This is a genomic window from Streptomyces sp. NBC_01314, assembly GCF_041435215.1.
Lineage (GTDB): Bacteria > Actinomycetota > Actinomycetes > Streptomycetales > Streptomycetaceae > Streptomyces.
The window spans coordinates 1,222,162-1,234,336 of the sequence record NZ_CP108394.1 but is presented as its reverse complement, the minus strand read 5'-3'; the positions used below and the strand labels follow the sequence as shown (position 1 = coordinate 1,234,336).

General features: G+C 69.9%; 11 protein-coding genes and 2 pseudogenes. 5 read left to right on the top strand and 8 right to left on the bottom strand.

All coding sequences use genetic code 11. From position 1 onward, the window contains the following. Window positions 1–14: 14 nt before the first annotated feature. Complete coding sequence (locus OG622_RS05545) at window positions 15–1,589, bottom strand: AbgT family transporter (RefSeq protein WP_371573847.1); 1,575 nt, start codon at window positions 1,587–1,589, stop codon at window positions 15–17. Window positions 1,590–1,872: 283 nt separating this feature from the next. Here OG622_RS05545 and OG622_RS05540 point away from each other — a divergent pair, with 283 nt between their 5' ends. Then, entirely contained in the window at window positions 1,873–3,789 is a 1,917-nt protein-coding gene (locus tag OG622_RS05540; protein WP_371573845.1) for a CocE/NonD family hydrolase, read from the top strand. A 38-nt stretch (window positions 3,790–3,827) separates the two neighbouring features. Here the strand turns inward: OG622_RS05540 and OG622_RS05535 are convergent, their stop codons facing one another. From OG622_RS05535 to OG622_RS05515, 5 genes and pseudogenes are all read right to left on the bottom strand, one after another. Then, the gene (locus OG622_RS05535) at window positions 3,828–4,490 is read right to left on the bottom strand and encodes a lysophospholipid acyltransferase family protein (RefSeq protein WP_371573843.1); all 663 of its coding nucleotides are present in this window, start codon (window positions 4,488–4,490) and stop codon (window positions 3,828–3,830) included. A gap of 73 nt (window positions 4,491–4,563) precedes the next feature. Beyond that, window positions 4,564–5,085: pseudogene (locus tag OG622_RS05530) on the bottom strand (SAM-dependent methyltransferase); the annotation flags it as partial. Beyond that, complete coding sequence (locus tag OG622_RS05525) at window positions 4,983–5,267, bottom strand: MBL fold metallo-hydrolase (RefSeq protein ID WP_371584010.1); 285 nt, start codon at window positions 5,265–5,267, stop codon at window positions 4,983–4,985. The pseudogene OG622_RS05530 and the gene OG622_RS05525, both read right to left, overlap by 103 nt. A gap of 68 nt (window positions 5,268–5,335) precedes the next feature. Then, complete coding sequence (locus tag OG622_RS05520; protein WP_371573841.1) at window positions 5,336–5,794, bottom strand: PaaI family thioesterase; 459 nt, start codon at window positions 5,792–5,794, stop codon at window positions 5,336–5,338. Window positions 5,795–5,841: 47 nt separating this feature from the next. Beyond that, window positions 5,842–6,477 (bottom strand): LysE family translocator, encoded by a 636-nt coding sequence (locus OG622_RS05515; RefSeq protein WP_371573839.1) that lies wholly within the window; start codon window positions 6,475–6,477, stop codon window positions 5,842–5,844. A gap of 112 nt (window positions 6,478–6,589) precedes the next feature. Between OG622_RS05515 and OG622_RS05510 the strand changes: the two genes are divergently transcribed. Continuing rightward, window positions 6,590–7,042, top strand: a complete 453-nt coding sequence (locus OG622_RS05510) for an Lrp/AsnC family transcriptional regulator (protein WP_371573837.1) — start codon at window positions 6,590–6,592, stop codon at window positions 7,040–7,042. 36 nt (window positions 7,043–7,078) lie between these two features. Here OG622_RS05510 and OG622_RS05505 read toward each other — a convergent pair. Then, window positions 7,079–7,204, bottom strand: a pseudogene (locus tag OG622_RS05505) (glycosyltransferase); the annotation flags it as partial. A gap of 343 nt (window positions 7,205–7,547) precedes the next feature. Next, window positions 7,548–8,561 (bottom strand): hydroxyacid dehydrogenase, encoded by a 1,014-nt coding sequence (locus tag OG622_RS05500; protein WP_371573835.1) that lies wholly within the window; start codon window positions 8,559–8,561, stop codon window positions 7,548–7,550. 379 nt (window positions 8,562–8,940) lie between these two features. On the opposite strand from OG622_RS05500, the gene OG622_RS05495 reads away from it, so the two are divergent. The 3 genes from OG622_RS05495 (at window position 8,941) to OG622_RS05485 (ending at window position 12,167) form a co-directional block, all read left to right on the top strand. Next, window positions 8,941–10,269: an ABC transporter substrate-binding protein gene (locus OG622_RS05495; RefSeq protein WP_371573833.1), complete on the top strand. Its 1,329-nt coding sequence runs from the start codon at window positions 8,941–8,943 to the stop codon at window positions 10,267–10,269. Between the two features lie 81 nt (window positions 10,270–10,350). Then, on the top strand, window positions 10,351–11,304 hold the full coding sequence (locus OG622_RS05490) for a carbohydrate ABC transporter permease (RefSeq protein ID WP_371573831.1): 954 nt from the start codon (window positions 10,351–10,353) through the stop codon (window positions 11,302–11,304). Beyond that, window positions 11,301–12,167, top strand: coding sequence for a carbohydrate ABC transporter permease (locus OG622_RS05485; protein ID WP_371573829.1), 867 nt, complete (start codon window positions 11,301–11,303; stop codon window positions 12,165–12,167). Before OG622_RS05490 ends, OG622_RS05485 begins: the two co-directional genes overlap by 4 nt. The last annotated feature ends 8 nt before the right edge of the window (window positions 12,168–12,175 follow it).

The window sequence follows — 12,175 nt, the reverse complement described above, 5'->3', positions numbered from 1 at the left end:
GCGTACGGCGGAGGTCACCGCACCGGGGCGCCCGGACCGAGCGGGATCCCCAGCGCGTACCAGGCGAAGAACAGCAGCGTCCACACCACGAGCATGACCATGGCGATGGGCAGGGTGAAGGAGACCAGGGTGCCGATGCCGGCCCTGCGGCGGAGGGTCTGCAGATAGCCGACGCAGAGCATGAACGACGTGCTCATCGGCGTGATGGAGTTCGTGCAGGAGTCGGCGATGCGGTAGAGCGCCATGGTGGTGGCCGGGCTGGTGCCGAGCAGCATCAGCATCGGCACCAGCGCGGGGGCGACCAGGGTCCACAGGGCGGAGCCGGAGGTGATGACGAGGTTCATCAGCGCGACCGTGACGATCAGCAGGGTGAACAGCAGCAGTGTGGGCGCGCCCAGTTCCCTGAGGAAGTCCGCGCCCTCGACCGCGACGACCGTGGCGATGTTGGTCCACTTGAACAGGGCGAGGAACTGGGACACGGCGAAGAAGAGCACCAGCAGCGGCGCGATGGAGCGCACGCCCTCCGCCATGAACTCCGGTATCGCGCGGCTTCCCCGGATCTGCCCGGTGAGCCGCCCGTACACGGCGCCGACGAGCAGGAAGAACACAGTGAGGAAGACGGAGATGGCGTTCATGAACGTGGACTCCACGAGCGCGCCCCCCTCACCGCGCAAGGGTGACGAGGATGGCAGCATCGCGAAAACGATCAGTGCGGCGTAGCCCAACACGGCCAGCCCGGTCAGCCGCAGGGCGCGCAGCTCGGTGGCGTCGTCGACGTCGGCGGCGACCACCTGCCGGGCCGCGACGGCCTCCAGGTCGGCGTCGGGCGTCAGATGGTGCTCGCGTTTGGCGAGGAACCGGTCCACGACCAGGGCGATCGTGCCGGCCAGCACGAACGCGGAGACGGTGGTGAAGTACATGTTGTCCGTCGCACGGACCACCACGTCCTTGTCGACGAGCCGCGCGGCCTCCGTGGCCACGGAGGCGTACAGCGCGTCACCGGGCGCGATCAGCGGATTGGCGTCGCCCGCGGCGTTGATGGAGACGAACGCGACGATCATGCCGAGCATGGGGGAGCGTCCCACCGCCCGGAAGGCCACCGCACCGAGTGGGATGAGCACCACGTACGCGGAGTCGGACAGGAACTTGCCCAACACGCCGCCCAGCGCCACCCCCAGAACGACCGTGCGCGGGGACAGCCCCGACAGCAGGCGGCGGGCCAGCGCCTCGAAGAGCCCCGAACGCTCGGCGACCGCGACCCCCAGCATCACCATCAGCACCGTGCCGAGCGGGCCGAAGGTGACGAAGGAGTCCTGTGCCCCGGTGATCAGATCCCGTACGGCGTCCGCCGACAGGGCGCTGCGCACGCCGATCAGGTCACCCGAGGAGGGGTCCTCGACCCGCAGACCGGAGGCGTGCAGCGCCCAGCTGACGACGGCGACCATCGCGCCCAGGAGCCAGAACAGCCAGAACGGGTGCGGCAGCGCGTTGCCCGCGCGCTCGACCAGGTCGAGGAGTCGGGAGCCGCGGCTCCCCTCGCCGAACTCGGTGTCCGGCACCTCCTCGGCGCGGCTGTCGGGTGTTCTCATGGCGGCCTCCTGTGCGGACGGGACGGGACGGGGACGAGTGGGAAGGGCGTGGGGGGAAGGGGGCGGGGAACGAGGGCATGGCGCGGCCGCGCCGCGAACAGTGCGCAGGGGACCCGGAGTCGCACAGGAGTCGCACACGATCCGTCGCGACGGCACGCGGGGCGTTGCCGGGTTGCGCTGCACAGTAGGTCCCGTGTGCGGTCACGTCACCGTCCGGCGGAACAGTTGACCTGATGGGGTCAAGTGATCGCCATGGCGGGGGCCACTGCCTAGCGTCACGGGAGTGACCTGGTACGACACCTCCCTCGCCCACCGCCCCGAACCCCTCCAGGGCGGCGCCCTGTGGCGCCGCACCCTGCGCGTCCCCATGCGGGACGGCGTCCGTCTCGTCGCCGACCTGTACTCCGCCTCCGCCGAGCCGGAGGCGACGGCGCTGCCGGTGCTTCCCGTCCTCCTCGAACGCACTCCGTACGGCCGGCGCACACGACGTGATTCGGACCAGGACCGCGCCGACGCGCCCGTCCCGCGGCCCGAGGACATCGCACGGCACTTCACCGAGGCCCGCTACCACGTCGTACGACAGGACTGCCGGGGCCGCGGCGACTCCGGGGGCACGTTCGTGAAGTACCTCGGCGAGGGGCCGGACGGCGCGGACACGATCGCCTGGCTGAGGGACCAGCCGTGGTGCGACGGCCGGGTCGTGATGACGGGGGTGTCCTACTCCGCCCACGCCCAGGCGGCGGCCGCCGCCGAGGGGGCACCGGGGCCGGCCGCCATGTTCCAGGACTCGGGCGGCCTCTCCAGCGCGTACGACGCGGGCATGCGGATGGGCGGCGCCTTCGAACTGAAACAGGTGACCTGGGCCCTGCGGCACGCACGGCACAGCCCGGAGGCGGCGGCGGATCCGGTACTGGCCGAGCAACTGCTGCGGGTGGACGTGCCGGGTTGGTTCGGCGCGATGCCGTGGCGGCCGGGCTGCACCCCGCTGCGGCACCTGTCGGCGTACGAGGACTACCTCTTGGAGCAGTGGCGGCAGGACTCTTTCGGCGACTACTACCGCAACCCGGCCCTCTACGGGCGGGGCTTCTACGAGCGCTTCCCGGACGCGCCGAGCCTGCACATGGGCAGCTGGTACGACCCCTATGTCCGCTCCACCATCGAGAACTTCACCGCCCTGAGGGAACTGAAGTCGGCGCCTTCCTACCTGGTCATGGGCCCGTGGACCCACGGGCACCGCTGCGAGACGTACGCCGGAGATGTGGACTTCGGCCCACGGGCGACCCTGGACGGCAATCTGGCCCCGTCGTATCTGGAGTTCCGCCGCCGCTGGTTCGACCGGGCGCTGGGGCGGGGCAATCCCGAGAGCGGAGCGGACCTCCCCGTCGTCCAGTACTTCCTGATGGGCGGCGGTGACGGGCGACGGGACGCGGCGGGGCGGATGCGGCACGGCGGCGCATGGCGCACCGACACACGGTGGCCGCCGGCGTCGACGGCCCTCGTCGCGCTGTACCTCACGACCGACGGAGCCCTCACCACGACCCCGCCCTCCACGGCCGCCGCGTCGGTGACCTACGACTTCGACCCGCGGCAGCCGGTGCCCACGATGGGAGGCCAGGTCACCTCGGGCGAGCCGGTGATGACGGGCGGGGCGTACGACCAGAACGCCCCGGACGCCCGTGTGTACGGGGCCCGTGAGCCGTACCTGCCGCTGGACGCCCGCCCGGACGTGATCAGCCTGAGCACCCCGCCGCTGGAGCGTGACGTGGTGCTGGCCGGCCCGGTGTCGGCGAGGCTCCACATCTCCACCACGGCCCCCGACACCGACTTCACCATCAAACTGATCGACGTCCACCCGCCCAACGCCGACTATCCGCACGGCTTCGCGATGAACCTCACCGACGGCATCGTCCGCTGCCGCTTCCACCGCTCCTACGAGGAGCCGGAGCCGCTCGTCCCGGGTGAAATCTACGAGGTGGAGATCACCGCCCCCGACACGGCGAACCGCTTCGCCGCCGGCCACCGCATCCGGCTCGACGTCTCCTCCAGCAACTTCCCCCGCTTCGACGTCAACACGAACACCGGTGAGCCGGAGGCCGGTGCCCGCCGCACCACCACAGCCGTGAACACCGTGCACATGGATGCCGTGCGCCCCTCTCACCTGCGGGTGTGGCTGGAAGGAGGCGTGGCCGCGCTCGGGTAGCCGGACCCGGCCGTCATGACGCCGCCCGGCGCCCGTGGTTACGCGGCGAGCGCGGCCGGTTCGCCCAGGTGCGCGGCGGCCGTGCGCCAGGCGGCTGTCACGGCCGCATGCGCCTGCCGCGTGTTCGCGGTGTGGTCGCCGGTCAGGGTGAGCGGTGCTCCGACGTGGACGTGCAGATCGGGGCGGCGCAGCGGGGCGGTGACCAGCCCCGCGAGTTGCTTGGCCGTGCCTCCCGAGGTGACCCGGCGTGCCCCGGCCTGGCCGACCGGGACGACGGGCGCGCCGGTGCGTTCGGCGAGCCGGGCCAGACCGCTGCGGAACGCACCGGGCGCGGCTTCGGCGGAGTCCTTGCGCAGCGGAATCCCGCCCTCGGCGTAGATCAGGACGGTCCGGCCCTTCGCCAGTGCGGCGGCGGCGAGGTCGAGCGCGTCGGCGGCACGCGGGTCTCCGCGGTACACGGGGACGTACCCGTCGCGGGCGAGCGCACGGCCGAGCAGGGGGATCCGCCACAGGCCTGCGGCGCCCATGGCGACCGGCTGGACACCGAGGCGGTGCAGCGCGGCGAGCACGATGGCGGGATCGGCGAGCGAGGTGTGGTTGGCGGCGATGATGCTGCCCGGCGCCACCGCGGATCCGGCGTCGACGGTCACCGTGAGATGTCCGACGGCGGGCACCAGGACGTCGGCGAGGCGGCTGAACATGGGATCTCCCGGGCTTGACGAGGTAGACCCCCATCGTCGGCGCGCACGCCGCGCGAAGCCTGAGTGCTCCTACTCAACTCCGAGGGCGCCGGTACCCAGGCGGCGCGCGGCTTCGTCCCCAGGCCGAGATCATCGGGAAGGTCGTCAGGTCCAGGCCACCGCCGCGATGTTGGTGAGGTGGGTGTAGATCTCCGTCGGTGTCGCGTAGCCCCTGGTTACCGAACGGTCGAGTATCTGTCGCACGGTGGCCGTCTCCAGCGCCGCGCGGGCCGCGCCCGTGACGGGGAAGCAGGCGCCCGCCCGGACGTTGGTCAGGCCCGCCTCGCGCGACAGGTATGGGAGGCGGCGGCCGTGGCGGAGCTTGTTGGCCGACCGCGGAGCTTGTTGGCCGGCCCCTGCTGAGGGCCGGACTCGTCGGGGCAGATCAGGGGCTGGAGCGCGGGGTCGGCGTCCGCCGGCAGGATCCACCCGCCGGGCACAGGGCATCCGGCATCACCCGCAGGGCCCGCTCGCGGTCGGCGACGTGGACGAGGGCCAGTCGGGCGTGGACGAGGTCGAAGGGGCCGTGCGGTGGCTCGTCGGCGGCGACGTGGTGGCGGCCGTGATGGCCACGCCCGGGGCCTGGAGGAGGGCGTTGCCGCCGACATGGTCGGAGTGCCAGTGGGTGTTCACGACCAGGTCGACGCTCCCGGCGAGCGCGCGGGCCCAAGCGGAGCTCTCCTCGGCGTGCCTGGCGAACCCGGTGTCGATCAGGGCTGTTCGCGTTCCGTGCGGCATCAAGGTGTTGGCGTTGGGGAAGGGGCGTCGCCACCACGTCCGCCAGGCCGGCAGAGATGACTGCGGGTTCACTCGACGGGCCTTTTGACGCGGATAAGGGTCTGCTGGCCATGGGCGACGAGCTTCCGCTCGCCGTCGGCCCGGACGCCGTACACCTCCAGTTGGCACACGGTCAGGGTGCGTCCGGGCTTCAGGACGATGCCGATCGCTTCGAGGTGGTCGCCGACGGCGGGCGCGAGGAGGTTGATCTTGTACTCGACGGTGAGGACCTCGGAGTCCTCGTCGGCCAGCGTGAGCGCCGCGTAGCCGCCTGCGCTGTCCGCGATGGCGCTGGTGGCGCCTGCGTGGACGTAGCCGTGCTGCTGGGTCACCTCAGGGCGGGCCGGGAGCACGATGTGTACGCGGCCACATCCGATGTGGGCGAGGCGCGCGCCGAGGTGGGTCATGAGGCCCTGGTGGTCGAAGCTGTCCCGGACGCGCTCGAGGACCGTGGGGCTCGCCTGTTCCTGCTGCGTCTGGCCTTCCATGTACATGCTCTCTTTCAAGTCCGTGTCGGGTGGAGCGGACGGGTTCCTCAGCCGGTCAGGCGTTCCACCAGCAGGAACCCGCCGATGGCGATCATGAGAGCACCGCTGATGCGGGTGACGCCCCGGGCGGCCGAGGGCCGGGTCCTCAGGACCGTGCGGGCCAGGACGCCGACGATGAAGTAGACGACGGCGCACGCGGTCAGGTGCAGCATGCTGAGGAGCCCGGTCTGCGCGGCGACCGGCCAGCCGCCGACGGTGTCAATGAACTGCGGGAACAGCGAGAAGTACAGCAGCAGAGCCTTCGGGTTCAGGCCGCTGATCCCGGCCCCCTTGAGCATGACCCGCACCCGGGAGGTGTCCGTGTTCTCTCCAGCGGTCGTCTTCTCTCCAGCGGTCGCCGGCACGGCCGACCGCCTCAGAACACCCCAGCCCAGCCAGAGCAGGTAGCCGCCGCCCGCCACCGTCAGGGCGGTGATTGCGGCCGGGAAGCTCGCCACGATCACCGCCAGGCCCGCGACGGCCACCAGCGCGTAGGCCGCGTGTCCGGCGACCAGTCCAGTGACGGCGGGTATGACCGAGCGTTCCCGCAACCCGGCCGAGATCGCGTAGGCCCAGTCCGCGCCGGGGGTGAATACCAGCAACAGGTCCACTGCCAGGAAGGCCGCCAGCGTCGTCGTTTCCATCGATCGTTCCCTCTCGTGCTTCTCGCCCGAGGAGGGAAGACTAGGCCGGATATGGCCAAAGATGTTTGCTTCTTTACTCCATGATCGTCCTATGTGAGGGAGAATCTTCTCCATGGATGCCCTGGACCGGAAGATTCTTACTGAGCTGCAACTGGACGGCCGTCTCACGGTCACCGAGCTGGCCGCTCGCGTGCGGCTCAGCGTCTCGCCCTGCCACCGTCGCCTGCGCGACCTCGAACGCGAGGGTGCGATTCGCGGCTACCGGGCGGTAGTGGATCCGGTCGCCGTCGGTCTGAAGTTCGAAGCCCTCGTCTTCGCCACCCTGCGCTGGGAGACCCCCGACACCGTCGCCGTCTTCGAAGAGGCTGTCGCCGACATCCCGCACGTCATCCAGGCCCAGCGTCTCTTCGGCGAACCCGACTACCTCCTGCGCGTCGCCACCACCGACCTGACGGCCTTCCAGCAGCTCTACGACCAGCAGCTCGCCCGGCTGCCCGGCGTCCAGCGCCTGACCTCCACCCTCGTCATGAAGAACGTCGTTCAGGACAGGCCGCTGCCCGAGTAGCCGCTCGTCAGAACGGTGGTCACCGACACCTTCGGCCGTGGTGGCAGTCCGGTCCGTCCACCCGCCGTCGATCACCAGTATCCGCAGCCGCGGATCGGTGGAGGTGAGCAGGGAGCGGATGGTGGACCCGATCCCCGCCTCCTCGTTGCGCGCCGGGACCAGGACCGTCAGGTGACGCCGTCGCCGTCTCCCAGGAACTGCTGAAGGGCCCCTCCCGGGTCGCCCCGATCGTCGACCCCGAGGTCACCCGGCTCGGCGGCGGACGCCAGGTGTGGACCCAGCCCGTCCCCGAGGCCCTCGCAACGCTCGCCGCCCTCGCCGACGCGAGCAGGGTCACGGTTCCCGTCGATCGTTGGCTGCCCCTGGCCGACGCCGCCCGACGCCCTCCACCTCAGAGGGACCGGCGGGTCGGCGGCGAGATCGTGCCGGACGTCGGCCGACGTTCGCCATTCCCGGCTCGCCTGCCTGGCTCGCCTGCCCGGCCGGAAGCGGCCGGGCAGGCGTTTTACGCGCTGATCGCGAGTTCCCCCCGGCGGACGCCGTGCGAGAGCGGCAGCCCGGCGGCGAGCCGTTCGAGTTCTTCCACGACGGTGCCGCCGAGCCGGGCCAGCTCGTTGCCGAGGGAACCCGCGATGTGCGGGGTGAGGAAGACGTTGGGCAGGCGGTAGAGCGGGGAGTCTGCGGGCAGTGGCTCCGGTTCGGTGACATCGAGCACCGCGCTGATCCGGCCGCCGACCAGCTCGTCGGTGAGGGCCCCGGGGTCCACGAGGGCACCGCGCGAGGTGTTGATCAGTACGCCGCCGTCGGGGATCAGCGCCAGTCGTTCGCGGCTCAGCATCCGGTAGGTCTCCGGGATGTCGGGTGCGTGCACACTGACGACGTCGCTCGCGCGCAGCAGTTCGTCCAGGGACAGTGACACCGCGCCGAGCGCCTTCGCCCCGGCCTCGTCCACGTAAGGGTCGTACAGGCCGACCGCGAGGTCGAACGGTCGTAGCAGCTCCAGCACCCGGCGGCCCACACGTGACGCGCCGATGATCCCGACCCGTCGGCCCAGGTTGCCGACGGCCGCGTACTCGTCCGGTGCCGGGTAGGAGTGCTCGGCCCGGAAGCGCTCCCGGAGCCCGAAGGCGTCCTTGCCGGCGAACAGGATCGCGGCGAGCGTGTACTCGGCCACGGGGAGCGCGTTGGCCCGGACGGCGCTGGAGACGGTGAGTCCCCGCTCCCAGACGGCCTCGCCGATCAGGCTGCGCACACTGCCGGCGGCGTGCAGCACGGTCCGCAGCCGGGGCGCCGCGGCCAGCGCGTCCGCGCCGACGTGCGGGCAGCCCCAGCCGGTGATCAGAACCTCGGCCCGCGCCAGGGCCCGTGCGGCCGCCGGATCGGTGAAATCCCGGACGACGAGAGCGGGGTCGATCGTCACGAGCCGCCGCAGCCGCGTCATGAGGGGCGACGGGAACAGCTCCGGCAGATGCGCCGGGTCCATGGCGAACACGGCAGATGGAAGCGGTTGCGTGGACATGGCGCTCCTGCTTGGGCACGGGGGCGGGGAGAGGCCGGAGACGACCTCGCTGGAGTAAACGGTTACCACGCTAAAGAGCCATCAGCCCTTAGGTCAATGTTCAACAAGGGGCGTCGCTCGATCGGGATCACTGCTCACCCAAAGTGATATCGACAGGAAAAATGCAGGTCGAATCAGTCCGTCGGCAATGCTGTTGAAAGTTCGACGAAACAATCCGGCCTGGCCCTCTTGTGGTTTCGGCCACTCACGCCCTACGGTCCCACAACAACCGGTTACTACTCCTCGGGAAGCGCCACCGCGTTCCTGCCTTCCCTGCCTCACCGCTGACCGCGCCGGTTCCCCCACCCCAAGCGCCGTCCTGTCCGTCCGTGGAGGACCGATGTCCCAGTTCCGTGCCAGAGCCCTCGCCGCAGCGGCTGCCGCGGCATCCCTGTCCCTCCTGCTGGCCGCCTGCGGGGGCGGCGACTCCGAATCCGACTCCGCCACCGAGGCCACCAAGGGCAAGGTCACCCTGGAGTTCTGGAGCTGGACCGACGGCATCGAGGCCCAGACCAAGGTGTGGAACAAGGAGCACCCCGATACACAGGTCAAGTTCGTCAACCCCGCGGGTGAGACGGCCTACCAGAAGCTGCGCGCCGCGGTGAACGCCGGCACCGCCCCCTGTCTGTCGAAGATGGACGGGATGAACCTGGCGAACTTCGCCGCGGACGGCCTGCTCACCGATGTCAGCAAGGTCGCCGGGCCGTACAAGGACAAGTACACGGCCGCCGCGTGGAACGCGGTCAGCCCGGGCGGCACCACCTTCGGCATCCCGATGGGCTCCTCGCCGCTGTTCACCGCCTACCGTGCCGACCTGTTCGAGAAGTACGGCATCGAGGCGCCGAAGACCTGGGACGACCTGATCGCGGCCGGCGAGAAGGCGCAGAAGGAGAACAAGAAGGTCAAGATCTTCAACATGGCGGGTGAGGACCCGAGCACGCTGGTCGACCTGTCCTGGCAGGCGGGTGCCCAGTGGTACAAGGTGGACGGCGACCACTGGGTCGTGGACTTCACCTCGCCCGAGGCGCTGAGGGCCGGTGACGTCGTCCAGCGGCTGGTCGACAACGACCTCGCCTCCGGCGCCTCCTACGCCGACCCCGGTGTGTTCAAGACCTGGGACCTCGGCACGACCATCGCGATGACGACCTCGACCTGGCAACTGCCGATCTACAGCACCAACTTCCCCAAGTCGCAGGGCAAGTGGCAGTTGGCCGACGCTCCGGTCTTCGACACCGCCGAGCCGCGGACCTCGAGCAACTTCGACGTCCTGGCCGTACTCAAGGGCTGCGCGTACCCGGACCGCGCCGCCGAGTTCGCCGCCTGGCTGTCCAGCGGCAAGGAGTCGCTGACCACGCTCACCGACCCCGCCTCCAAGTCCGGCCTCTTCCCGGCGGTCCCGGACGTCACCCCGTACGTCGACAAGATCATCCCCACCGAGATGTTCAACGGGAAGTCGGACAGCGCGAAGGTGATCACCGACGCCGCCTCCCGGGTCGGCGACCAGTGGCAGTACGGCCCGAACTACGCGGCCATGTACTCCGAGATGCAGAAGCAGTGGGGCAAGGTCATGAAGAAGGAGATCACGGTCGAGGAGATGCTCACCAGCATCGAGAAGTGGACCGTCGACGACCTCAACGGCAAGGGCGTCAAGGCGGTCGCGGGCAGCTGACCCCTCCCGCCGGGAGCGGCGCGGACGCGCCCTGCCGAGCGACAGCCGACCCACCCTCACCCGGAGACATTGGAGACACCCGTGTCCACCCTGACGCGACCGGCGAAGGCCGCGACCGACTCCCCGGCCCGGCGGCCCTCCCCCCGCCGGGCGGGGAGGCGGGGAGCCTACAAGGGGCTGCTGTTCATGCTCCCCTTCCTGCTGGGCTTCCTCGCCACCTATGTCGTCCCGATCGGTTACGCCTTCAGCCAGAGCCTGCACGAGAAGAAGAGCAGCGGCCTCGGCTTCGGCCCGACACGGGTCGTCTACACCGGCTTCGCCAACTTCGCCTCGGTCCTCGGTGACAGTGCCTTCTGGGCGAGCATGGGGCGCACCCTGCTGTTCGGCGCGGCGCAGATCACGGTGATGCTGGGCATCGCCCTGCTGCTGGCCCTCCTGCTCGACGGAGTGGCGGCCCGCGCGGTGCGCTTCTTCCGCGCCGCGCTGCTCATCCCGTACGTCATCCCCGCCGTGGTCTCCACCCTCATGTGGCTGTTCCTCTACAGCCCGACGGGCAGCCCGCTGCTGGACATCGCGGAACGCGCCGGCACGGAGATCACGTTCTTCGGCGGCCTCAACACCTACCTCTCGCTGGGCAATCTGCTCACCTGGCAGGGGATCGGCTTCAACATGATCCTGATCTCCGCCTCGCTGCAGGCACTGCCCCGCGAGCTGTACGAGGCCGCGCGGCTGGACGGGGCGCGGGAGTGGCGGATCGCCTGGTCGATCAAGGTGCCCAACATCACCGGGATCCTGGTGCTGACCGGCATGTTCTCCCTGATCAGCCGGCTCCAGCTGTTCGGTGAGCCGCTGATCATGCGGCAGATCGCACCGGAGTCCATCAACACCGACTTCACACCGATGATGGAGATCTACGACAAGGCCTTCAAGGTCGGCGACTACCAGTACGCCGCCGCCGAGTCCCTGGTGCTGGCCGTCGTCACCGGCATCCTCGCCTTCGTCTTCTACCGCGCCACGAACAGGAAGATGTCATGAGCGGTGTTGCCTCCGGGGGCGGCGTACGCCCCTCCCGCCGCGCGGTGGTGCTCACCACCGGTCTGCTGGTGGTCTTCCTGCTCTACTCGCTCGCCCCGACCTGGTTCCTGATCGTCTCCGCGACCAAGGACCAGACCGACCTCTACTCCACCTTCGGGCTGTGGTTCTCCTCCAACCACCTCGGCGACAACCTCCAGGACATCTGGACCTACCACGACGGGGTGTTCGTCCGCTGGCTGGGCAACTCCGTCCTCTACTCCACCCTCGGCGCGGCGGGTTCCACCCTTGTCTCGCTCGCCGCCGGGTACGGCCTGTCGAAGTTCGACTTCCGCGGCCGGGGCGCGCTCTTCGCCGTCATCGTCGGCGCCTCGCTGCTGCCGAGTACCCTGCTGGCCTTTCCGCTGTACCTGGTGTTCTCCGAGATCGGGCTCACCAACACCATCTGGTCGGTGCTCATCCCGTACTTCATCAACCCGTTCGGGGTCTACCTCGGCAAGGTGTACGCCGACACCTCGGTGCCCACCGAGCTGATGGAGGCGGCCCGCATCGACGGCGCCGGTGAGCTGCGGATCTTCTACGCGGTCGCGCTGCGGCTGATGAGCACCGGCGGCATCACCATCTTCATGCTCGAGTTCATCAACATCTGGAACAACTTCTTCCTCCCCCTGTTCATGCTCAACGGCGAGCGCACCTTCCCCGTCACCCTGGGCCTCTACTCATGGCTCCAGCAGGCGCAGACCGCACGCGACATGAACACCCTCGTCCTCACCGGATCCCTGCTGTCGATCGTTCCGCTCGCGATCTTCATGTTCACGCTCCAGAAGTACTGGCGCAGCGGAATTCTCATGGGCAGCCTCAAGTAAGAAGGATC

Excerpts from the sequence above, each read along its gene's own strand:
- OG622_RS05520 (WP_371573841.1), bottom strand. The coding sequence starts at position 5,794 with ATGGAAGGCCAGACGCAGCAGGAACAGGCGAGCCCCACGGTCCTCGAG.
- OG622_RS05535 (WP_371573843.1), bottom strand. The coding sequence starts at position 4,490 with ATGTTCAGCCGCCTCGCCGACGTCCTGGTGCCCGCCGTCGGACATCTC.
- OG622_RS05495 (WP_371573833.1), top strand. The coding sequence starts at position 8,941 with ATGTCCCAGTTCCGTGCCAGAGCCCTCGCCGCAGCGGCTGCCGCGGCA.
- OG622_RS05515 (WP_371573839.1), bottom strand. The coding sequence starts at position 6,477 with ATGGAAACGACGACGCTGGCGGCCTTCCTGGCAGTGGACCTGTTGCTG.
- OG622_RS05510 (WP_371573837.1), top strand. The coding sequence starts at position 6,590 with ATGGATGCCCTGGACCGGAAGATTCTTACTGAGCTGCAACTGGACGGC.
- OG622_RS05545 (WP_371573847.1), bottom strand. The coding sequence starts at position 1,589 with ATGAGAACACCCGACAGCCGCGCCGAGGAGGTGCCGGACACCGAGTTC.
- OG622_RS05485 (WP_371573829.1), top strand. The coding sequence starts at position 11,301 with ATGAGCGGTGTTGCCTCCGGGGGCGGCGTACGCCCCTCCCGCCGCGCG.
- OG622_RS05525 (WP_371584010.1), bottom strand. The coding sequence starts at position 5,267 with ATGCCGCACGGAACGCGAACAGCCCTGATCGACACCGGGTTCGCCAGG.
- OG622_RS05500 (WP_371573835.1), bottom strand. The coding sequence starts at position 8,561 with ATGTCCACGCAACCGCTTCCATCTGCCGTGTTCGCCATGGACCCGGCG.